Annotated in this window: 21 protein-coding genes; 4 read left to right on the forward strand and 17 right to left on the reverse strand. The window is 71.0% G+C overall.

Going from position 1 to position 20,837, the window contains the following annotated elements; translation table 11 throughout:
- Positions 1–59 precede the first annotated feature (59 nt).
- From ACIGYR_RS36085 to ACIGYR_RS36110, 6 genes are read right to left on the reverse strand one after another with little or no spacing between them, the layout of a single operon-like run.
- Positions 60–2,792, reverse strand: coding sequence for a hypothetical protein (locus tag ACIGYR_RS36085; RefSeq protein WP_399608283.1), 2,733 nt, complete (start codon positions 2,790–2,792; stop codon positions 60–62).
- Position 2,793: 1 nt separating this feature from the next.
- The gene (locus ACIGYR_RS36090; RefSeq protein WP_399608286.1) at positions 2,794–3,144 is read right to left on the reverse strand and encodes a hypothetical protein; all 351 of its coding nucleotides are present in this window, start codon (positions 3,142–3,144) and stop codon (positions 2,794–2,796) included.
- A complete protein-coding gene (locus ACIGYR_RS36095; protein WP_399608289.1) occupies positions 3,144–5,834 on the reverse strand; it encodes an ATP-binding protein in 2,691 nt (896 codons plus the stop codon). The genes ACIGYR_RS36090 and ACIGYR_RS36095 overlap by 1 nt, the downstream gene beginning before the upstream one ends.
- Positions 5,831–6,421 carry a hypothetical protein gene (locus ACIGYR_RS36100; RefSeq protein WP_400014405.1) on the reverse strand — a complete coding sequence of 197 codons (591 nt, stop codon included), beginning with the start codon at positions 6,419–6,421 and terminating at the stop codon, positions 5,831–5,833. Before ACIGYR_RS36100 ends, ACIGYR_RS36095 begins: the two co-directional genes overlap by 4 nt.
- Complete coding sequence (locus ACIGYR_RS36105; protein ID WP_400014407.1) at positions 6,418–6,759, reverse strand: hypothetical protein; 342 nt, start codon at positions 6,757–6,759, stop codon at positions 6,418–6,420. Before ACIGYR_RS36105 ends, ACIGYR_RS36100 begins: the two co-directional genes overlap by 4 nt.
- Positions 6,756–7,688, reverse strand: coding sequence for a conjugal transfer protein (locus ACIGYR_RS36110; RefSeq protein ID WP_400014410.1), 933 nt, complete (start codon positions 7,686–7,688; stop codon positions 6,756–6,758). Before ACIGYR_RS36110 ends, ACIGYR_RS36105 begins: the two co-directional genes overlap by 4 nt.
- Before the next feature lie 708 nt (positions 7,689–8,396).
- Here ACIGYR_RS36110 and ACIGYR_RS36115 point away from each other — a divergent pair.
- Both ACIGYR_RS36115 and ACIGYR_RS36120 read left to right on the forward strand, forming a co-directional pair.
- Positions 8,397–9,836, forward strand: coding sequence for a hypothetical protein (locus tag ACIGYR_RS36115; RefSeq protein WP_399609005.1), 1,440 nt, complete (start codon positions 8,397–8,399; stop codon positions 9,834–9,836).
- On the forward strand, positions 9,833–11,284 hold the full coding sequence (locus tag ACIGYR_RS36120) for a hypothetical protein (protein WP_399609004.1): 1,452 nt from the start codon (positions 9,833–9,835) through the stop codon (positions 11,282–11,284). The genes ACIGYR_RS36115 and ACIGYR_RS36120 overlap by 4 nt, the downstream gene beginning before the upstream one ends.
- Positions 11,285–11,344: 60 nt before the next feature.
- Here ACIGYR_RS36120 and ACIGYR_RS36125 read toward each other — a convergent pair whose 3' ends face one another.
- The 4 genes from ACIGYR_RS36125 to ACIGYR_RS36140 form a co-directional block, all read right to left on the reverse strand.
- Complete coding sequence (locus tag ACIGYR_RS36125) at positions 11,345–11,602, reverse strand: hypothetical protein (protein ID WP_399609002.1); 258 nt, start codon at positions 11,600–11,602, stop codon at positions 11,345–11,347.
- Positions 11,603–11,924: 322 nt separating this feature from the next.
- Positions 11,925–12,830, reverse strand: a complete 906-nt coding sequence (locus ACIGYR_RS36130; RefSeq protein ID WP_399609000.1) for a helix-turn-helix transcriptional regulator — start codon at positions 12,828–12,830, stop codon at positions 11,925–11,927.
- A gap of 111 nt (positions 12,831–12,941) precedes the next feature.
- Positions 12,942–13,295 (reverse strand): hypothetical protein, encoded by a 354-nt coding sequence (locus tag ACIGYR_RS36135; RefSeq protein ID WP_399608999.1) that lies wholly within the window; start codon positions 13,293–13,295, stop codon positions 12,942–12,944.
- Between the two features lie 65 nt (positions 13,296–13,360).
- Positions 13,361–13,843, reverse strand: a complete 483-nt coding sequence (locus tag ACIGYR_RS36140; RefSeq protein ID WP_399608997.1) for a hypothetical protein — start codon at positions 13,841–13,843, stop codon at positions 13,361–13,363.
- 327 nt (positions 13,844–14,170) lie between these two features.
- Here ACIGYR_RS36140 and ACIGYR_RS36145 point away from each other — a divergent pair, with 327 nt between their 5' ends.
- A complete protein-coding gene (locus ACIGYR_RS36145) occupies positions 14,171–14,584 on the forward strand; it encodes a hypothetical protein (protein WP_399608996.1) in 414 nt (137 codons plus the stop codon).
- Positions 14,578–15,912, forward strand: a complete 1,335-nt coding sequence (locus tag ACIGYR_RS36150) for a caspase domain-containing protein (RefSeq protein ID WP_399608994.1) — start codon at positions 14,578–14,580, stop codon at positions 15,910–15,912. The genes ACIGYR_RS36145 and ACIGYR_RS36150 overlap by 7 nt, the downstream gene beginning before the upstream one ends.
- A gap of 86 nt (positions 15,913–15,998) precedes the next feature.
- On the opposite strand, the gene ACIGYR_RS36155 is transcribed toward ACIGYR_RS36150, so the two are convergent.
- The 7 genes from ACIGYR_RS36155 to ACIGYR_RS36185 all read right to left on the reverse strand — a co-directional run bounded on the left by ACIGYR_RS36155 (position 15,999) and on the right by ACIGYR_RS36185 (position 20,745).
- The gene (locus tag ACIGYR_RS36155) at positions 15,999–16,235 is read right to left on the reverse strand and encodes a hypothetical protein (RefSeq protein ID WP_399608993.1); all 237 of its coding nucleotides are present in this window, start codon (positions 16,233–16,235) and stop codon (positions 15,999–16,001) included.
- A 96-nt stretch (positions 16,236–16,331) separates the two neighbouring features.
- Positions 16,332–17,087, reverse strand: coding sequence for a hypothetical protein (locus tag ACIGYR_RS36160; protein ID WP_399608991.1), 756 nt, complete (start codon positions 17,085–17,087; stop codon positions 16,332–16,334).
- Between the two features lie 68 nt (positions 17,088–17,155).
- A complete protein-coding gene (locus ACIGYR_RS36165; protein WP_400014412.1) occupies positions 17,156–18,001 on the reverse strand; it encodes a DNA-processing protein DprA in 846 nt (281 codons plus the stop codon).
- 77 nt (positions 18,002–18,078) lie between these two features.
- Complete coding sequence (locus ACIGYR_RS36170; protein ID WP_399608987.1) at positions 18,079–18,597, reverse strand: single-stranded DNA-binding protein; 519 nt, start codon at positions 18,595–18,597, stop codon at positions 18,079–18,081.
- Between the two features lie 137 nt (positions 18,598–18,734).
- Positions 18,735–19,709, reverse strand: a complete 975-nt coding sequence (locus tag ACIGYR_RS36175; protein ID WP_399608986.1) for a hypothetical protein — start codon at positions 19,707–19,709, stop codon at positions 18,735–18,737.
- A 60-nt stretch (positions 19,710–19,769) separates the two neighbouring features.
- Positions 19,770–19,895, reverse strand: a complete 126-nt coding sequence (locus ACIGYR_RS36180) for a hypothetical protein (RefSeq protein WP_399608985.1) — start codon at positions 19,893–19,895, stop codon at positions 19,770–19,772.
- Positions 19,896–19,902: 7 nt separating this feature from the next.
- Positions 19,903–20,745 (reverse strand): cell envelope biogenesis protein OmpA, encoded by an 843-nt coding sequence (locus tag ACIGYR_RS36185; RefSeq protein WP_399608983.1) that lies wholly within the window; start codon positions 20,743–20,745, stop codon positions 19,903–19,905.
- Positions 20,746–20,837 lie beyond the last annotated feature (92 nt).

The raw sequence follows: 20,837 nt of genomic DNA on the forward strand, positions 1-20,837 counted from the left end.
GGCAAACATCAGCAGCGCCGCCACACACCCCCACCGCGCCATCCGGCGCCGGGACGGCCTCACTGGTCCTCACCGTCCTCGGTCCGCCACCGGGTTCGCATTTCGCGCAGTGCTTCGGCCTGCCGCATCGACTCCTGTATCCGGGCCTGGTTGCTGGTGCCTGCGGAACCGTCCGCGTCACCGTCGCCGGGATGAACCGGACGCCCGGGCCTGCCGAGACCGGACCGAGGCACCGGCGCAGGGCCGTTCCGGCGGGGGAGTGGTGCCGGAGGCGGAGTTGCTGTGGGGCCGCCCGCAGGCCCGGCCGGCCGTGTGGGGGCAGGGGAAGGACGACCTGAGGGCGCAGGCCGCGGACGGGGTGCCGGGCGGGGGGTAGCGGTCGGCGTGGCTGCGGTTGGCAGGCGGCGGCTGGTGAACGGACCGGTTCCGCCGCTGTTGTCGGTGTGCTCGCGGATGACCCGGGCCACGTGACGTCCAGTGTCTCCCCAGGCCCGGCCGTCCTCGCGGACGGTGTTGCCCCACACCCGCACCTGCTGGCGGGCGTCCTGGGAGTAGCGCGAGCCCCCCGACCGCGCGCGGCGCACATTGGCCGGCAGACCGACCGTCGCCCCGTACGCGGCCCGGCCGCCCCGGTTGAGGATGCGGTACCCGCGGAAACGGACCAGCCGGTTGTGGGTTCGGGTCGACAGCAGCGTGCGGTCGCTGTTCTGGTCGTGCAGTACCTGGCCGGTGTTGCGGTCGACGACCTGGCCCTGCTCGTTGCGGTACCGGTCAGGCGGGCCTGAGGGCCGACGCGGACCTGCGCCGCCGCCTGAGCCACCGTCCCCGCCGCCCGACGGCCCGCCCGCGTCCGGGTCGCCGTCGGCGGTGGGCTTGCGCCACTTTGCCAGCTGCTCCTTGTCCGGGCGGCGGCCGATCAGCAGCCAGTGGGCTCCCTTGGCGCCGAGCCGTGCGCCCAGCCCACCCACGGCCGCGGCCGCGGTGAGCGCCGCCAGGCCGCGCCCGGCTTCGGCAGTGGCATCGGGGAGGAGCCCGCCGGTGTCCACCGGCATGCCCGCGCCGTCGAACAGGGAGGTGAGCGCACCCATCATCCGCTGCCGGGTGCCGAGCATCCCGAACCTGCCGCCGCCCCCGCCGGTGAAGGCGCGCAGCCCGCCGCCGTATCCGCCCATCGCTGCGGGGGAGTTCATGGCGAGCGCAGCGCCGAGCTCGGAGGTGTCGCCCGGCATGTGGGTGCCGCCGACCTTGGCGTAGCGCATCCGCATGGCCATGCGCCGGCCGAAGGAGGTGATGCCGGTCAGCAGTCTGCGGTGCCCGGCCGCGCCTGCGATGGCGAGGACGTCGATGAGCAGTATCCGCTCCCCCATCAACTGGGGGCCGTTGGTGATGGTGGCGTCGACGGCGATCCCGAAGAATGGGATGAACGCGCAGATCCCGACCACGGCCAGGACCGCGATGCCCCACAGGGACAGCCACTTCCACACGCTCTGCCGTGGAGGTCCTGGCAGCATGGCGGCGATGAAGGTGACGCCGCCGGCGGCCGCGGCGGCCGCGCAGATGCCCTGGGTGCCGAGCAGAACGATGGCGCTGGACAACAGCATGCCGCAGATGAGCAGGGCGGCGATCAGCAGCAGGAAGGCGCCGCCGAGGCGCCACCAGGTGGGCTTCTCGGCGTAGGCGGCGCACGACTTACCGACCGGGCCGGCCTTCTTCATGTCCGCGAGGAACGCGGCGAACGCCTGGTCCTCGTCGGTGACGATCGAGTTGGAGGCGTCGAGCAGCTCGCCTCCCGGCGTGAACTCCGGAAGATCGGTGCTGCCGCTCGGCATGCCGCCATCGACGCCGCGCTCGCAGTACTTCTTGGCTGCCCCTTTGATCAGGCTGCAGGCGTCCTTCGCCTTGCCCGAGGGAGTCGATTTGGGAATGTACCCGCCGGTGATCCACTTCAGGTGGACGGCGTAGGCCTTGCGGTCGGAGTCCTTGGCCGGGTCGAGGATGCGCCCGTACTGGAGGAGCATGTACGGCTTGACGATCAAGGCGTTGGTGATCGAATCCTGGATGGGGCGGGCCACTTCCGTCGAGGAGACCGGTCCCTCGCCCTCCCGTTGCTCGCACTTGATCTCGGCGTTGCCGGCCATGCCCGCGCACGGGTCATAGCTGGCGATCTTGCCTCCCCAGTCGTAGGAGTTGACGCTCTGCTGGGCGACCTCGGCAGCCACCTGCTGGGACTGCCCCAGCGGCCCGTCCGGGGCGAGCAGGGTGTCGGGGCGGATGAGAGCCGAGGCGGCGATCGCCCCGATGAGCAGGGTGAGGAAGATTTCGCCCAGACCGCGGCCGACCCGGCCACGCACGATCATGAACCCCGCGAACACAAACGCCCAGGCCAGCAAGAGCCCCTTCAACCCGAGCGTGTCGACGACCACCGTGTCGTAGGTGTCGGCGACCTTCTGCGCGGGCTTGGTGAGGAGCTTGAGCAGCGGGAAGCGGAAGGCCACCTCGATCGCCCACCCGGCCAGCCCGACCAGCAGCCGGATCAGCGTGAACAGCCCCGACAGGGCGAAGGCCAGAGCCTGGGTCTTGAAGGCGACGATGGATCCGCCGTCGGCGTTCAGGTCGTACCCGTCGATCGGCACACCCTCGGACGAGTAGATGTTCAGCGGGGCGAGCAGGTCTGACGTCTCGCTGTTGCTGTCGGCCGCGTACACGACCTGGGTGTTCACCAGGAGGAACACGCCGGTGAGCAGCACGACGAAGCCGGCCGAACGTAGGGTCGCGCGGTCTGGGCGGAACACGTCAGCGCCGCCTTTGCCCGGCGGCGCCGCGCAGCCGCCACACCACGAGAGCACCCACACCTGCACCGGCAGGCACCAGCCTCCACGCTCCGCCGGCCACGTCCTGATGACCGGCGGAGGCATTGGCCGCGGCGCCGCGCTCGCAGTACGCCTTGGCCGGGCCCACGATCAGGGCGCAGGGATCCCGGTGCGCGGCGTCGGCGGCGAAGGCCTGCCCGGTGTGCGGCCACCACCCCTGCGGCACGCCCACCCCGAGGACGAGCACGACGACGGCGACGACGACGGCGATCACGGTGAGGACACTCACGGCGCCGGCGACACGCTTCGAGCGGTCCCACGACAAAGTGGTCATCAGACGGTTTCCTTCGGACGGGTCTGTGCGGCCTCACCAGAGGGCGGCTTTGGCACCGTGTGGGAGACCGCGCTCGTGCGGCGTCCCGGCGTGGTGGTGATGGAGGTGGTGATGCGCGGGATGCGGGGGATGGAGACCTTGATGCGGCCGGTGTTCTGCCGCGGGCAGGTCAGCAGGAACTCGCCCTCCCGGCCTTTCTGGCCGACCGGGGACAGGCCGGTGGTCACCAGCCGCAGCAGCTCGCCGTCGTTCGGGTCGAGCCCGACGAACTCCAGACCGCGACGGGCGCGTTCACGGTCGGCGGTGCGGGCGAGTGCCCGGTAGGCCATCAGCCCGCGGTCGGGGCCGAGTTCCTCGGCATCGTGCGAGCCCGCCAGGAGCCCGGCGCCGTGCTTGCGGCCGTCGTGGAGGATCTCGTGGACCAGAGCCGTGCCCTCGGCGGACGAGGTGAGCCAGTACAGCTCGTCCAAGACGACGGCGGTGAACCGCTCGGGGTCCTCGAAAGCCGTCTGCCGGGCGATCGCGGCGATTAGGTAGAGCACCGCCCGGCCGATCAGCGCCTCCAGCGGCTGCTGGTGCAGGACCTCGGGGTTGGCGAACGCCGCCTTCGGGGGCAGCTTCAGACCCGTGGTGGTGATCACGATCATGTCGGAGGCGCTGGAGGCGTCCAACCTGACCGGTGGCAGGGTCGGGTCGAAGACCATCCGGGCCAGGGAGTTGGTCGCGACGACCCGGATGAGCCCGGCGAGGGTCGCGGCCGCGTCCTGCCGCTTGCCCACCTCGCGCGTGGCCATCTCCTCGAGGACCTCAAGGACACGGTGCATGGACGGGGCATCGCTGAGGGCGGCCTGCTCGACGGCATGGTGGAGGACCTCTCCATTGGTGCTCATCGGGCCGATGCCGAGCTGCAGGGTCAGATAGGACAGGGCGTAATGGCGGCCCTCCGGCCCGTCGAACATGCGCAGCGGGTCGATGGACACCTCGGCCTGGGCGGCGTCGATGATCTGTACGCGGCCCTTGGCGGCGGTGCGGGCGAAGGTGGCCCACTCGCGTACGGGGGTGCGGTCGATGCAGATCGCGCAGCCGCCGCGCGCCCACACGGCCTCGGCGATCAGCTTCTGCATCACGCTCTTGCCCGCACCAAGATCCCCGACGATGCCCATCGATGCGGACGCGTCGACCTTGGGCGCATCTGCCACGTTGATCATGACGGGGCGGGTGGTGCCGCAGTCCAGGTCGATGCCGAGGAACATGCCGTTCGGGTCGCCGACCTCCGCAGCGGTGAAGGCCCCGGAAAGCGCCCAGTCTTCGGAGACCTGGTGCTGGGTGAACTCCCGCACGACACCCGGCCGTACGGTGCCGGGCAAGCCGAGGGTGAAGAGGGCCTCTTGCAGGCCGGCCGGGCGCACGGCCCGGTAGTCGGCGCCGCCGAGCAGTGCGGCCAGGGCACGGGCCCGGGCGTCGCAGACGGCGGCGGTCGGCCCCCACACCGTCAGCACCGTGACGGACTGCACCTCGACCTCCACACTGGTGCGGGAGAGACGGGCATCCAACTCGCCCAGGTCGCGGGCGGCCTCGGTCAGGGACGCGGGCATACCGGTCGGGCGGGCGTCGTACTGGTCGGCCTGGTCGATAAGTTCGTTCTTCTTGCGCCGCACTTGGTCGCGTGCCTTCTCCGCGGGCACGAGCGTGAGGTCGACGGTGTAGTCGACGGGGAAGTCGAGCAGCTCCAGCTGGGCGAACAGATCGGCGGCGTCCTGGCTGACCGCGGGTGGGCACTCGGCCAGCGCCAACTGCGCCTGGTAGCCCAGCCCGTTGTCGGACTCGACCTGCAGCCAGCGCCGCCCCAGCGGCGAGCCGGTGTTCACTCGCCACCAGGCCTTGCGGCCCGACCGGGTGATGCGGCCCGCGCTCTTGAGCTCGTCGACGTCGTCGAGTTCGGGGTCGATACCACCTTCCTGCAGGCGCACCTGGCCGAGGTCGGCGTAGCTGGGGGAGCGCAGCACCCCGTCACGGAGCTGACCGCCGTACATCTCACTGGTCTCGGCCTCCGCCAGCAGCGGCTCGGCCATGCCGCGGTGGATGGCGTGCTGGATCATCCACACGATCTCCGCCGGGCGGGCCGGGCGGAAGGCGATGCCGCCGGCGAGCGCGGCCTCCACCTGCGAGGCCTGCTCCCGGTAGGCGCTCACTTCGCGCCGGGCCACCGGCGCCGGACGCATGCCCAGCATCGGTGCGATCTCGGCCCACGCCGCACCAAGGGACGCCGACACCTGCAGGCCGCCTGTTTCGGTCTGCAGGGGAACGGCCAGCCACAGGGTGCGGCGGTGCATCTCCTGGTCGTCCAGCAGCTCCAGGGTGGCCTCGACGTTCTCCACCCACGGGTGCCGGCCCGCACCGGGGGCCTGCTCGGCTGGCTCGATGCCCTCGATCATGCGCAGGGCGATCTCGCCCGGGTCGACCTGGGCGCACATGCCGTACAGGCGCGGGGCCCCGGACAGTGAGCGCACCAAGTGGGTGATCTTTGCGAGTTGTTCGTCTCGGACGGGGGCGGGCACGTAGGTGCCCTGGACGGTCTCCTCGCGGCGACCCTGAGTGTCGGGGCCCGGGTGCAGGCGGTAGACGGCCCACACGCTGCCCTGTGCCGACCACACCAGGTGCCCGGCGATGTGACGGATCGGAACCCTCACCGCGCACCCCCGTTCTGGGCGAGCGCGAGCAGTTGCTGTACGCCCGACACCGGCCCCGCTGCCAGTGCGGGAGAAACCGGCTGTGTGCGGCGGGGTGCGGATGATGGGCGGTCTGGGGCCGTGCTTGGGTGCGGCGCCCGGGCTGGACGCTGCTGCATCGCAGGGGAGGGTGCGGCCTGCGCAGCGGGATGGGGAGCGGGCGCGGGCGTGTCCTCGATGGTGAAGCCGCCGAGCAGCGGGTGCTCAGCGCGGTCGCGGGCGGCCCGCCCGCCGATCCGCCCGCCGCGGGGCTGCCAGCCGAGCAGCACCCACCCGAGTGCGGCCTGCATCGGGGCACGGCCCCGGACCTTCGGCCGGCGCACCATCCAGATGACCAGGCCCCACCCGACGATGGGGACCGGCCCCATCCACGACCACCAGCTGATGGTCTTGACCAGAAGGAAGCCGCCGCCGACGGCGACCGCGATCTGCGCGGGCGTGTACGGGCCGAGCGGGATCTTCCAGTCCGCGACCTTGCCCAGCACCCAGGGGTGGCGGCGGGCGGAGGTGTAGAAGCGGCCCACCCGTGCCGCGGCGGCCGCGCTCACAGCCAGCTCCTGACGCCCGGCGCGTGGTCATGAGAGGCCGGGAGTTCGGACCGGACGATCCCAGGAACGACGGGCGCCCCCTTGGACGGGTTCTTCACCTCGTCGGTGAACATGTTCGCCAGGTCGTTGCGCGAGTTGTACAGACCGAGCGCGATCACCATCAGCAGCAGGGCGCCGATCCCCGCCTTCAGTGAGAACTTCTGGATCATGATGACGACGACCAGGCAGATCAGACCGGCCTGAAGACCCTTCGTCGCCCACTCCTTGAACATGTTGATCCAGGAGTTGCCGAGGTCGTCCAGCTGGCCGGCGAGCATCAGGCTGTGCACGGTGTTCATCGCCCGCCCCCGTCCTTGGCCGTGCCGGACTGAAGCGCGGCGACTTCCCACCGGCCCGAGCGGGCCTTGAGCGTGAGCTCGTAACCCAGCGGCCATCGGCCGGCAGCGTCCCGGGCTTCCACCGAGGCGAGGACCCGCACCGTCGTGCCGTCCGGCGGCACCTTCTCTGCGGCTGCGGCTTCCTCGACGGCGGACACCTCCTGGACGGCGACCGCGGTGTACGGGGCGGGGGAGACGGCGGTGAGCTTCACGCCGGGCGCGAGGTAGCGGTCGACCTCACCAGCCCCCGTCAGGTAGGCGCCGAGGAACTGCCCGATAGCGGAGGACAGATCCCCCTCGGGGACGGTCACGGCGTACGACGACTTCGGCACCTCGGCCCGGGCCGGGCCGGCCACCACGCCGGGCGCACCGGTCACCGTGAACGAGGAGCCCGTGCTGTCGGAGGCCACCGGCACGGCGTAGTACCGCACCGATCCGCCTCCGTACTGCGCAGCCACCGTCACCGACCACGCACCGTCGGCCCGCTGCGCACTGCGCACCGCCGTCACGGACTGAGGCGCCGATTGCGCATCGGCGGCCGGGTCGGGCAGTTCGACATCCGGCGCCATCGACTGCGCAAGCCGCACCTGCGCACTCGTCTCGTCGTTCGCGCTGCTGCGCAACCACGCGCCGACGAACACCTGCGCATAACCGCCCGGGTCGGCGGCGGATGTCGCGGTGCGCACGGCGGTGGGCTTGGCCGCGGGGGCCGCCGCGACCGTGGTCGGGGTGGAGGCGACGGCGACACACAGGGCGATGGGGCCGGCCGCGATGACGGTCCAGACCGCCACGCGTGAGAGGCGTACGCGGCGGCGCATCGCCTCCAGCCGGGCGCCGGCCGCCATCGGAGCAGCGGCCTCGCTCTGTGATGCCTGCTTGCCAGGGGACATGGTCAAACTCCCAGGTCATGACGTGTAGTTGCTGACCTTGAGAAAACCCGTCGACCCCGACCCGACCACCGACCATGAACCCCCGACCATGGTCACGATGGGGACACGAAGTCCATGGTCGGGGTCATGGTCGGCCCGACCATGACCCCGACCATGGGTCTGCCGCGAGCCGGAGGCATGCCACCGTGTCCGGCGCCTGTTGCCCGGACCGGCGACCGCCGTGCGATCACGTGCCGCCCGGCCACAGGGCTCGGACATCGATGCGCAGACGGAAGCCGGCCGGGCCGTGTCATAGGCCTGCGCAGTGCGCGATACGGACCTGCGCAAGAGAAGATCAGGAACGCGCGGACGGAATGCGCAGCCGCCCCAGTGCAACTCGACTGCGCAGGATCCCAGGCCGGTTGCGCAGCCCGATTGCGCAACGCCCGTCCGGGGCTGCGCAGTCGGCTGCGCAATCACTGAGCGCCCGGGCTGAAGGCACCGTGGTCGGCCCGACCATGAGCCCGACCACGGCAGCTAGACGGCTCCGTTGCCGGATCGTGACCGATGGTCGGGGCTTGTGGCCGTCAGCCTGGTCGGGGTCGGCCGGTGAGCTGACGCCATGGAACACACGCACGCCTCCACGCCCAGGACTCCCGGCCGCCCCACCGCGACGAGCCCGGTGTGCCGCCATGGCCACTGCGCGCGGCATGCCTCGGGGGCACGGCGGTGAGCCGCTTCGGGGCGGGGATCCGCCGGGGCGTGATGGCGGCCGATCAGTTCACCCAGATCGCCAACGCGCTGTTCCGTGACTCCGGACTGTCGTTCAAAGCCAAGGGGCTCTTCGGGTACGTCAGTACGCACAGGAACGGCTGGCAGGTGACGGTCACCGACCTCGTCCGCCTGGGCCCGGACGGACGCGAAGCGGTACGCACCGGCCTGCAGGAGCTCGAGGCACGCGGCTACCTGATCCGTGAACGCCTGCGCCGCCCGGACGGCACCCTCGGCGAGATCGTCTACTGCATCACCGACCGACCGGCCGCCTTGGACATCGCGCTGATCGAAGCCGACGTGGTGGCCACGTCCCCCGAGGCCGAGCCTGTCGGCGGCCTGACGGCGGGGATTCGCCGGGGCGTGATGGCGGCCGATCAGTTCACGCAGATCGCCAATGGGCTCTTCCGCGACCGCCAGTTGTCCTTCAAGGCCAAGGGCCTGTTCGGACTGCTCTCCACGCACCGGGACGGCTGGCGGATGACCGTCTCCGACATCGCCCGCCGTGGACGCGACGGTGACTCAGCCGTCAAGAGCGGGCTGAAAGAGCTGGAGAAGCACGGCTTCCTGGTGCGGGAACGCGAGCGCGGCCCAGACGGCACCCTCGGCGCGGCGGCGTATTTCCTCACCGACCTGCCCGCTCTGCAAAGCAGCAGGTCACAACCAGAGTCGGGTTTTCCACCAGTGGATGACCCTACGTTGGCTGATCGGTCCACTAAGAACACCAACAGAAAGAAGACCACTCAGCAGAACACCAGACCCCTCCGTCCGTGCCGCGGCGACGCGTCGCGAGCACCTGGACGGACGGACCGGCCGGACACGCCGACGTCCCCGCCGGCCGCGCCCGCGGCGGATGAGATGCACGCGGGGATCCGGCTGCTGCTCGACCTCGGGGCGGCTCGCCCCGAGCTGCTGCTGACCGGGCAGGCGCTGACCGACCAAGGCCGCGTCGTGACCGTGATGCTGGAATCCGGCTGGAGCCGCGAGCAGCTGCGGCACGTCATCGCCGACCGGCCCCTGCCTCATCCGGTTCGGACCACGGTCGGCGCGATCGTCGCTGCCCGCCTGCGCGCGGCCCAGGCTTACCCGCCGCCCGCCATCGCGGCCGACCACCACGACCAGCCCGTGTGGGACGCCCCGCCGCAGCCGGTGACCGGCTCCGCCGCCGCCCGCACGGTGAGCGAGGCCCTGACCTACCGGGCCCTTACCGAATGCGCTGGCTGCGGCGTTCCCGGAACCGCCCCCGGCGAGGACCTCTGCCCGGCCTGCCTCGGCTGGCCGCTCTGCCGCACCTGCCCGGGCCCCACACCCCGCCGCGCCCACCCCGACGGCGACGGCCGCTGCACCACGTGCGCCTCCGCCCTGACAGACCACCACCTGGAAGGAAGCACCTCGTGACGGACACGCTCCACACACCGACGCCACCGACCGCGGCTGCGGAGGAGCGCCCCTTCACCCGTGATCCGGGGCGGTGGGAGAAGGAACGCTCCCGCGCCCTGCGGACCGGGCACGTCCGCGACCACACCTGCTCGGCCGCCTGCGAGCCCGTACTCGTCCACGAACGCACCGTCTGGGGATGGCTCGCCTGGACCGTCCCCGGCGACGGCAGCCCGCCTGAGATCCCCCACCAGATCGGGGTGCTCACCCCGGCCGCGACGCGCACGCAGCGCCTGGCCCTGCGCTGGCTGACCCGGCGCCCCGCCCAGCGCATCGCCCTGGACACCGTCCCCGGATCGCTGCGGCTCGCCGCCGCGGCCGTCGCGCTCGTCAGTCTGGTCGCCGGCCTGTTCGCCATCCGCCGCGGAGTCCCGGTCGACGTCGCCCTGCCGGCGATGCTCCTCGCCCCGCTGCTCGCCGAACACCTGCCCGACCGGCTGGACAGCCGGGCCCGCGAACACGCCCGCATGGTCGAAGGCGACGTCGCCTGCCGCTACCTCCAGCGCCTCGCCGTCCTGCACACCTCCCTCGTCCAGGCCGCCGCCGGCAGCGACCGCTACGAACTGCGCCGCTCGGCCGAGGTCGGCCAGGGCTTGCTGTGGGATGCCGCAGGCCTGCTCCAGACCCGGGACAGCCGCTCGGCCTCAGCCGACCTCATCGCCCGCGAACGGCTGATGCTCCAACTCGCCGACCAGGTCGCTCAGATCCTCAAGCGCAGCGAAGAGGACGGCACAGCCGACGCGAACCAGGCCTCCGACCCTGGCCGGCCCCTGGGCCCGTACCCGCCTGGCCGCCGCCCGACAACCCATCCGGCAGTTCGTCACGCACCGAACCCACCGCTGCAGAAGGGAACCCTCCCCATGACCCAGCCCGAACCCGCCCCGGCCATCCCCACGGACGTCTACCTCCTGTTTGCTCACGAGCCCTACTACCCGGCCGCCGCCCAGGAGATCAACACCACCGTCGTGGCCGCAGCCTCCCTGCTGCACCCCCGCGTACGGCAGCCCGACGGCGCCCGCATCCACGGCCGCCTCGTCCACGGCCGCCGGCCCGGCGAGATCGTGCCGCTGTCCACGCTCACCCACGAACTCGACGGAGGCGCGCGCTGGCCGGAGGTCGGCGACTGGGAGGCAGCCACCGAAGACCTGCTGCAGCTCATCCGCGACCATGACTGCGACGCCCTCAGCCTGGGCCTGCCGGAAATCGCCCGGGCCCTGGTGTGCGCCGGCCCGCACAGCGAGGTCCGCGCCGTCGACCCCACGTCCGGGACACATCGGGCGTACGGGCCCGCCGACCGGATCGGGGTCCTCGTCGAGGTCGGCCGGCACCTGGCCTGGGCGGAAGCAGGATCTCCCCTGTGGCCCGGTGACGGCCTGCTTTCCCCGATCAACTCCTGGGATGCCAGCTGATGTTCGGCTACGAAGCGTACGAAGTCTGGGCGGAGCTCCGCCGGCTGCTAAACCTGCAGCTCAGACGGTGCCGAGTCGCCGCAGGGCAAGTGCATCGTCGAGGTGGGCATCGGTCACGTTGCTGAGGTGGTCCGCCAAGTCTTGGTTGCCGCGAGCGGCTTCCTCGATCTGGGCCGCGCGGGCGGCCGCGGCGTCCTTCAGAGCCGTGACCGCGAGGCTGCCGGGGGTGGCAGTCCGGCTGCTTGTGCCGCACGCTTCGCAGGATGAGCGGTCGACGTTGGAGATGCCGCAGCCGTCGCAGGTCCAAGTGCTGGTCATGGGGTGTGTCCCTTCGGCGGGTTGTGGTGATCTCGATGAAAGCGGGCTATCGAGAGATCCCGTTCCTCAGCCCCGGCACGAGCGTTAGCGGCCTTCGGAAGTAGGGGACCCGTGGTCGAAACCCGCGAACGGAATCATCTGTGAGCCCTGGAGCGGCGATGGCCGGTTCCGCGAAGCCGTGCGGCTTCGCGGGGGAGAGGTGGCTGGTCTCTCCATACCGGCCATCGTGCGGCGTCTGGCCCGCCGGGAGTTCGTCGATCCCTTAAACCAGAGGCCGCGGTCTTACGGTATCCCGCCTGCGACGCGGTCCGGCTCGCTGCAGTCAGGAGGGTGAGGAGCGGCGGGCTGCCAGGTCCTCGAGGCGGGAGCGTTTCCAGCGCTGCTGACGGGGGCGGCCGCCGCTGCCGCGCCGGTACTCGTATCCGTCGGGCTGCTCGAGGTCGGGCAGGAGCCCGTGCCCGAGTGCGCTGATGAAGCTGTCGGCGCTGCCGTATCCGAGGATCCGGGCTGCTTCGGCGGCGCCGACCAGGTCCTCGTTCTCGTCCTGGTCGGCCGGCGGCAGCACACCGCGCTGGCGGGCGACAGCGACGACGGTCGCCCGCCGCCACTTCTTGCGGCCCGGGCCGCGGCTGCCTTCCTCCTTCACCTGGGCGTCCGGCTCGGGCAGTTCCGGGATGCGCCCCTGGTAGAGGGCGCTGGAGAAGGAAGCCGGGCTTCCGTAGCCGAGCAGCGCAGCGACCTCGGCCGTGCCGAGCAGCTCGTCGGGGTCGCCGTCCGCCGACACCTCAGGCCGCGCTGCCGCCGGGGCGGAACTGCGCCGGCCCTTGCCGGGGCGGCTGGCGACCCAGGCCACGATCGTGCCGCGGCGCCACATCGGGCAGTCGACATCCTGGTCGGGCTCCGGGAAGTAACCGGGCCGGTCGCGGAAGTAGGCGTCGATGGTCGACGTGCGGGTGTAGCCGAGAAGCTGGGCCACCTCCCGCTTGGTCAGCAGCTCGTCCTGGTCGGCCTCGAGTACCGCGGCCGGTAGCGCGCGCTTCTTCGGGGCACGCTGCGCGAAGAACGCCGCGACCTCGTCGTGGCGCCAGAACCGCTTGCGGCCCTCGGTGTGCGCGACCGCGGGGAACCCACTGTCCGGGTTGTTGCTCCAGTCGCTGATCCGGGGCTTGCTCGTGCCGAACTCGGACACGATCTGCGCGGTGTCCACGAGCCGGTCGGCGGAAGACATCAGGGCCCCTTTGGAAAGAATCAGCACGGCGGTGCTGGCACTCGGACGAGCGCGACATGTTCGATAATGCCAAAGGAGGTGGTTTGCTGTCCAGCCTGACGCCAAATCGGCCTACAGCACTTCCTCGCCCAGCAGGCACACCCCGAAGCGGGCCGCATGCTCCTCCAGCTCCGTGTAGGCCATCGCGGCCGGCGCGGCATCCCACGTCATGAAAGCGAGAGCGGAGACCGCCTCGCTGCGCGTCATCCCCTCCTCCCACGGCACGCACGCAGCGGCGCACCGCTCGGCGAGCTCGGCGTCGGACAGGCTCGTGGTCTCCCGGTCCACGCCGGCCTGGACGTCGGCGACGCCCTCGCACCAGGCGCGGTGGCCTCTGGACAGCAAGTCGTGCAGCGTGTCCGGGTCGCTCGCACGCTGGGCCTGGGCGGCGAGTTCGAGCAGCAGGGCGGTGGGGTTCGTCTCCATGGTCATCTCCTCCATCCACTGTAGGGGGCGCCCGCTGCGCCGAGGAGCGCAGCGGGCGGTGGTCATCAGTTGTGCACGGTGCAGCCGTCGCACAATGCGCGGCCGGCGCGGCGGGCCAGTTCGGGTTCCTTGCGGGGCCTCTTCTTCAGCGCCGCCCGTACCTGTTTCTTGAGGGCGGTGAACTCCGGGCCGTCGTCCGGGCAGACGACGCCCGGGTCGGGCGCGCCGCACTGCTCGGCGTGCCGGATCAGGTCGGTGATGCGCCAGTCCGCGCGGAAGCTGTCGCCCCGGGCCTGTTCGACCTCGGCGTACAGGTCGGCCAGCCGCGGCCGCCGACCGATGGAGAGCAGTACGTCGTGGCGGGAGGCGAAGACGCACAGCGAGCAGGAGCAGCGGGAGGTTCCAGCCCAGTCGCCGGCGCCGGGCACCAAATCGTATGTGCAGGAGTACGGCACCGGCGCATCGGCGTGCCACTCCTTGACGGAGGCAGTCGACCAGTCCTTGACGGGCAGCCACTCGTCCACACTCCGCGGCCCGTTGTCCTGCACCGTACGGAAGGCCGGGTGCTGGCGGCGAGCAATACTACTCAGGGATGAATGGGTCCCCCCGGTCGTCACGCACTGTAAGGACAGTGCGCCCTCTTGTCGCTGTCATTTTGGTGACATGACGACGTCCGAAAATCAGCACCGACAGTCCCCATGCCCAGTACATAGAGGCCGCAGTCGCGAGTGCCGCCGGTTCCTGCCATCCGATCGAACTGAATTGCGTGTATCGACAGTGCTGCAAGCGCCCTGTTCGAGCAGCAATGAAAGCCCTACGCTCCGCTGGTACGTGTCTGATGTACGGGGTATTGGCCGGTGCTCTCGGGGGGAAGCATGGACATACGGCTGGCAGTCCAGGGTGAAGTCCACAACGTCGCGCAGGGATCTCTTTCCCTCCGAAGGTGGCTCGTCCGCAGTCCCGAAGTGATCTCATCAGCCGAGGTGTCGTTTCCTCGCAGCACCCGGGTCGGTGCCCAGCCAGGGCTCTCTCTGGAAGAGATCAACGTCGTCGCTCAAACTGCATTCAGCTTCGCTTCGTTGGTCGTGGCGATCGCCAGCTGGCGCCGCCAGCGTGAAGGCGCACCGCCGGTGACCATCGAGTGTCAGGGAGTCACGGTGACGCTCTCTGAGGGCACACCGGAGGAAACCGAGGAAGCGATCCGGTTGCTGAACGCTCTGAGGCTCGATCCTTCGGACGATGACACCTCAGGCGATGACGACGCAGAAGGGTCGGATGACGCGTGCTGAACGTGGACCTCTCGGATCCAATGAAGTCCATGGCCGTGTTTGTCGGTGACTATGACTACGCCTTCACCCACGACTCAGGCGATCTCCCTGGCCTCGCACGCAGCGTGCGGCGGATGAAGGAACTCTTTGCTGACCCGAAGGTGTGGGGCCTGCCCCCGGAGCGGTGTTTCCTGCCGAAGACCCGTGATGCGGTGTTCGACTCCATTCACAAGGCGGTCGCCAGCGCGACGGACACTCTGCTCTTCTACTACGCCGGGCACGGACACCTGAGCCCTGACACGGAGGAGCTGCACTTGGCCCTTCCCTCATCGGACCCCGACCGCCTGGATACATGGCTACGGTTCGACGAGCTCGGGACCGCATTGCTGACCAGAGACGGAACGTACACTCCGAGCCGCGCCCGCCGACGTGTCGTAATCCTGGACTGCTGTCACAGCGGTCTTGGCCTGCGAAGGGTCCCGGACACGACGTACGCCAGCCGTTTCCTCGGTGTTGAAGGGACCTACCTCCTGACATCCACGTCAGGCAGCGACAAAAGTTGGTGTCCGCCCGACGGCCCGTACAGCGCCTTCTCCGGCGAACTGATCAGGCTGCTGGAGAACGGAATTCCCGGAGCCCCGGGACTGCTGACGATGGACAGCATCTTCAGGGCGCTGCGAAAAAGCCTTCTCGACCGTGACGACCCGTGGCCTCAGCGGCCTCAGCAATTGAACATCGCTACTGCTGGGCAGATCAGCATCGCCCGCAACCTCGCCCCTGACGAGCCGGGCCCGGCCGCACCACAAGAACGAGACGCACAGACGTGGAGCGACCGTTATGACCCGATACTGATGTCCTGGTGGGACGGCGTCATCGACACCGTCCCACCTCAGCCGGGTCGCGTGGGGCGCTGGAAGGCCCGGCACCGCGACCAGGGCGGGCTGCTGGCGAACAATCTGGGCCCTCGCATGTACGCGCCCGCGAATATGCGGGCCACGTTCAGCAGGAGGGGACTGTCAGCAACGACGGTGGTCTCTCGGCACCTCACGCTGCCCAGGCCTGATGTGGACGAGCTGGCTACGCGCTTCGCCGAGTACGCGGAGCTGACCTCCGACGTTGCCGCCATCTACCTGTGGCGGCGCCCGCCCAGTCCCTGGGAGATGCGCAACCGCGTCCTACTGGTCCACCGGTGCGCCCTGCGCTACCCGGCCGCGTTGGCCGGCGCCCTGAGAAGGGCATACGCCGCAGCACCGCTGCGCACCCATGACCTGTGCGACGCGGCAGAAGTGCCCACCCCGCCTCTGACCCTCACGTATGCGCTGCACCGGCGCGTGCATGGTCTGCCCTGAAGCTCGTTCATTGATCTGCCGACTCACCTGCCACCCGACAATGCCCGAAGCGATCAGTAGGCCGTCAAGTGCAGTGGTGCTGGTGTCTACTCGGGTTCGGTGGGTGTTTGAGAGGCTTTGAGTCGGCTGGCGACGTAGCTGGCGCGGTCTGCTCCGTTGAGCTTGTGCCAGTTGTGGGCTGTGCCGTCGGAGAGACCGAGGAGATCGGCGAGCATCTTCCAGTGGACGGCGCCGACCATGGCGAGCCAGGCCCCGTTGCGGGCCTTGCTGGTGCTGGGGATGCCCAGGCGAGTCAGTCGTCTCTGGAGAGTGTTGGAGGTCATGGGCTGGTCGGGTCGGAGGCCGGGGAAGAGGTAGGGCGTCTCGCGGGTCCTGAGCGGGGCGGCCAGTGGGCGTCGTTTGTTGATTGTGGAGTTCGTTCATCCAGGCGGGGAGGTGGGGGAGGTTGGTGTCGGGGCCGAGTAGGTGCCGTCGGCGCTGGTGCAGCCGAAGGCCTGCGCGATACGCAGCGGCCGGCGAGAGTTGACGCGGCGCATGTGGACGTCCAGGCCGCGCTCGCGGGCCTCAAGGGCCAGGCGGTGGGCGGCCGGTGAGGTCTTCCACTCGGTGCTGCCAGCCAGGAACAGCACGTCGATCAAGTCCCAGGGGATGAGGCCGTGCTCGCTGCCGTCCTGGGCGGCGAAGGTGGCCGGGATGCCCAGGGAGCGAATCTGCTGCAGCCAGGGCAGCGACTCGGTCAGGGTCGCCGTGGCGTCCATCGGGACGTTGGGGGCGACCGCCCACAGGCAGCGGTCTGGGCCGTAGCGGTCGAGGTTCGCCTTGAGCCAGGCGAACCAGGCCTCGGCGCCGGGCCAGCCCTTGCCGAACTTGCCGTTGTCGCAGGCGTACAGGCAGCCGGTCGGGATCACGTTGCCCTGGGCCGGGGTCGTCATACAGGCCAGAAGTCCGGCCCGCATGGCGGCCCGTACCAGGAGCCGGGTCTCTGGCCACTTGCTGCCGGTGGCCATGTACAGGACGGCGGTGCGCTTCAGGTCGATGCTGTGTGCGTCGGGGTCGGTGAGCATCCGGGCGAGGTAGGCGGTCGAGTCGGCGCCCAGCCCCCAGTTGGTGACGGTGTCCAGGTCGTCGGTGGTGCTCAGGCCGGGCAGCGACGGCGTGTACGCGGTGCGGGTCATGGCCTCCGTCACTCCTTCCGGTGGCCGTGCCCGGCCGGACGGCCGGGCACGGACGGGCGGTTGGCTGGTCAGCGCAGTTCGGCGAGCGCGTGCGCGGGGTCGGGGACCAGGACGGCGCGCTGCTCGGCGAGCAGGCGGACGTTGCCGTCGGCGCGCACGTCGCTGGTGGGGGGCGGGACGAGCACGGGCCGGTTCAGGTCGGCGGCGGTTTCCGCGGTGTGCATCGCCGCCTCGGCGTGGTCCAGGGCCTCGATGAGAACCACGGCCCGCACGAGCGCCGCGAGCAGGGCGGCGCTGGCCCGCAGGGTTGCTCCGCTGGCCGGGGTGCCAGGCGGGAACAGGCTGACCACCGCGCCGCCGCTGGTGGGGATGGAGCTCAGCAGTTGGGCGTGGTCGTGCGGGTGGGCGCGGTCCAGGCCGCGCGGCAGGACGGCGAGCGTCGCGTGTCCGGCCTGGGCGGCGGCCCGGTGGGCGGTGGCGTCGACGCCGTAGGCGAGGGTGGAGGTGACCGTGTGCCCGGCCTCGGCGACGGCGGTGGCGAATGCCTTCGTCCGGGTGAGGGCCTCGGCGGTGGCGGCCCGGTTACCGGTCACGGCCACGGCGCGGGCGGTCAGCTGGGGCAGCTGTTCGTGTCCGCGCACCCACAGACCGAGCGGGCAGTCGGGGCCGAGGTCGGCCAGGGCGGCGGGCCACACGTCGTCCGACGGGATGACGAACTGGCACGTCAGCTGGGCGTTGGCGAGTTCCTCATGCGGCTTGTACTGGGCCAGGCGGCCGCTGGCGTCGTGGTCGACGCCGTACTGCCAGACCTCCTCGGCACTGTGATGGGCGAGATGAGCGGCGACCTGGTGGGGCGGGAAGTGGGCGGCGAGCGCGGCGCGGGCGGCGCGCTCGGACAGGGCGGTGCTGGGCACGGCGTACCTCCGTGAGAGGGCGGCGGCCGGCGGGCATGCCGGTGCCGCGATGGGCGGTGCGGGATCGTGTGGCGTGGTCAGCGGCCGGTGCGGCTGGGCGCGGTGACCGCGTCCCAGGAGCGGCGCGGGGGCGATTGCCACCAGTCGGCGGCCGGGGCGGCGGGAGCTGTGGCCGGGCGGTGTTCGGCTCGGGGAGCGGGCTCGGGAACAGCGGTAGCACGCGGTGCCGGGGCGGGGGCGCGTCCGGCGAGGACGGCGGGCAGGGTGTCGTCGATGTAGGCGACGTGGTGGGCGAGGTCCACGCCGACCTGGGCGGAGTCGAGGTGGAGCAGGTTGTCGCGCAGGGCCAGGTTCCCGGTGGCGATCACGTGCACGGTGTCGGTGAGGCACTCGGCGGCGTGCTGGGCGAGCGGCCCGGTGACGGTGCAGATGACCGGGATCGGCTCGCCGTCGCGCCACTGTCCTCGGGTGCGGTCGTACTCGCGGGGGACCTGCATCACGGTGAACCGGGCGGCGGGTGTGCCGCGTTCGGTGTGGCGCAGCTGCACGGTCCCGAACACGCGGCCGCGGATGACAGCGGTGGTCTCTCCGCTCATGGAGGTACTCCTCGATGCGACGAACGGTCTGGCGGTGCCCGGGAGCCACCCAAGCCAGTTCCATAATACCTATATAGACGGGTGTCATCCCCTTTTTCCACCATGGAGGCACCCGCCCCGTCGAGGCCGGCTTCGGCCTACGGCTCGCGCAGCTCCAGCCCCGCCTCAACTCCTGAGGAGGGTTGGGGGGCTCGGCAGGGCCCGGGCCCCTCGCAGCAGGTTGCCGCAGCCGGGTTGTCCCACTGGCAGGCCGGGCAGCGCCACAGGACGCCGGCGGCCAGAGCCGCAGCGAGGATGGGCTCCCTCTGAATCCGTACGGCGTCGGCCGCGCTCAGCAGCACGTCCAGCAGTGGCGGCCCGGGTGCGCCTTCCGCGTTGCTGTCATCGAGCACGATCGTGTCCTCGACCTTGACCCGCAGCGGCACCGTGTCATCGGGCCTCACGAGGTGGTCCGGGGCGCTGTCGAGGTGGACGGACACCCGAACGGCGCCGGCCTGGGCGTCGAGGTAGGCGAAGACCAGGACGCCGTCGACCTCCAGACAGGGAAGACCGCCGTGGGTTCCTGCGTGGAAGACGGCAGCGCGGTTGGCACGCTCGCAGTCGGCGGCGTCGGGGAACTGGAAGGCGAGCGGCACGATCCGTGGGCGGCCTCGCCCGCTGACGGTGTCGGCGTACAGCGAGTAGCCCTCGCCCGGGCGGTTGTCGCGGTCCGGCCCGTAGTAGAGGCCCACGGCCGTGCGGTCGCCGGTGGGCGGAGTGTCGGGGACGTCGTCGTCGCCCAGGAGGTTCTCCCAGCTTCCACGCACGTACCGGGCTAGCTCGGCCAGCGCCAAGTCCTCGTCGGTGAACAGGTCGATGCCGTCTTCATGCCGGTCCCAGCGGCGCAGCACCCAGGCCTGCCCCGGCGGACGCGGCGCAATGTGCGCGACGGCCGGTGCCGGGGCGGTGAAATCGAACTGCTCCAGCCAGTCGCTGAGGATGTCAACGACGTCCGCGCCGGGCCACTCGTCCGTGCGCTCCTCCAGATCGGTCAGCTGCTGGTGCAGCGCGATGACGGCCTTTCCCACGGGAATGTTCCGGTCGACAGAGGTCTTCGGCTCGGGGGTGGTCACGGTGGTTCCTCTCTCTGATCAGTGGGTGGCGGGGCGGTGCAGGGCACGCCTGCCTCGGGCTCAGAACTCCCCGAGAATGCGCAGGCTGACGTGCCACTGGTGGGGGCCGGCCTGGTGCTCGGCCGTGGCCGTCGCCTGGCGGAGGTCGTCCTCGTAGCTGTGGTTGATCCACGCCAGGACACGCAATTCCGCCTCAGCCGGGCTGGAGGCGTCGATCGCGAACCGGGTCGTGGCGGAGGGCCACCCCTCGTCCGGCCGCTCGAAGACCGTGTCGCTGATGCGCTGGGCGTGCCAGGCGGTCTCCGGGTCGACGGGAACGGGCGGCAGGGTCACGGGGTACGCGGTGGGCATCCAACTCTCCTTCGGGTTTCACGCAGATGGGGGCGGCGTACCGGTCTGGGCCCGGACGTACGGGCTGGGGCTGTTCCAGTCCCAGGGCGGCGCGCAGCAGGTCGAGCAGGGCGGCGTGGTCGGCGGGCAGAACGGCCTCACGCAGGACGCGCTTGCGCAGGATGGGCACGTCCAGGCTGATCCCGACCGGGACGTCGGGCGCGTCCTGGCGGAACACCAGCACGTAGTGCCGGGCAGCGATCATCCATGCCTCGTACCGGTCAGCGGGCCGTCCGCTGCGGGCGGAATGCCCCTCGTCCGGAGTCAGCTCAGGGCACGGGCACGACGGGTCCGGGCAGGGGCGGGCCGCAGGATGGGAGGCGAGTACCGGCCGGGAGCGGTAGTGGCTGGCGGTGCCGTTGAGCATCGGGCAGTTCGCCGCGGTATAGGGCTGGCACTCCGGGTGGAGCGCGGGTTCGGGGGAGTAGCCCTGCTGCTGGTCGGCAGGGCGGACGATGGCGAAGAACCGCTCTTCAAGGGGCTGGGAGCAGATCTGGCACAGGCGCTGAAGGAAGGCATGCCGGGCCCGGTCGGCGTCGAGGCTGCCGAATACGGCGTGCCCGTTGTGGATCAGCGATACGTACGGCACGACCAGTCCGCCGGCCAGCGGCCGGGCGAGGCAGCGCACGGGGATCGCGCGGCTCATCGAGGTCACGCTCCCTTCCCGGGAGTTGCGGGTGAGGACGGGACGGAGGGGCCGGGGCCGGGGGCAGCGCTCGTGCGCTGCCCCCGAATCTC

It is taken from the genome of Streptomyces sp. NPDC053076 (genome assembly GCF_044546845.1).
Classification (GTDB): Bacteria; Actinomycetota; Actinomycetes; order Streptomycetales; family Streptomycetaceae; genus Streptomyces.

Excerpts from the sequence above, each read along its gene's own strand:
- ACIGYR_RS36135 (WP_399608999.1), bottom strand. The coding sequence starts at position 13,295 with ATGGAGACGAACCCCACCGCCCTGCTGCTCGAACTCGCCGCCCAGGCC.
- ACIGYR_RS36090 (WP_399608286.1), bottom strand. The coding sequence starts at position 3,144 with ATGACCACTTTGTCGTGGGACCGCTCGAAGCGTGTCGCCGGCGCCGTG.
- ACIGYR_RS36130 (WP_399609000.1), bottom strand. The coding sequence starts at position 12,830 with ATGTCTTCCGCCGACCGGCTCGTGGACACCGCGCAGATCGTGTCCGAG.
- ACIGYR_RS36185 (WP_399608983.1), bottom strand. The coding sequence starts at position 20,745 with ATGAGCCGCGCGATCCCCGTGCGCTGCCTCGCCCGGCCGCTGGCCGGC.
- ACIGYR_RS36105 (WP_400014407.1), bottom strand. The coding sequence starts at position 6,759 with ATGAACACCGTGCACAGCCTGATGCTCGCCGGCCAGCTGGACGACCTC.
- ACIGYR_RS36160 (WP_399608991.1), bottom strand. The coding sequence starts at position 17,087 with ATGACCCGCACCGCGTACACGCCGTCGCTGCCCGGCCTGAGCACCACC.
- ACIGYR_RS36155 (WP_399608993.1), bottom strand. The coding sequence starts at position 16,235 with ATGACCTCCAACACTCTCCAGAGACGACTGACTCGCCTGGGCATCCCC.
- ACIGYR_RS36125 (WP_399609002.1), bottom strand. The coding sequence starts at position 11,602 with ATGACCAGCACTTGGACCTGCGACGGCTGCGGCATCTCCAACGTCGAC.
- ACIGYR_RS36145 (WP_399608996.1), top strand. The coding sequence starts at position 14,171 with ATGGACATACGGCTGGCAGTCCAGGGTGAAGTCCACAACGTCGCGCAG.
- ACIGYR_RS36170 (WP_399608987.1), bottom strand. The coding sequence starts at position 18,597 with ATGAGCGGAGAGACCACCGCTGTCATCCGCGGCCGCGTGTTCGGGACC.
- ACIGYR_RS36110 (WP_400014410.1), bottom strand. The coding sequence starts at position 7,688 with ATGTCCCCTGGCAAGCAGGCATCACAGAGCGAGGCCGCTGCTCCGATG.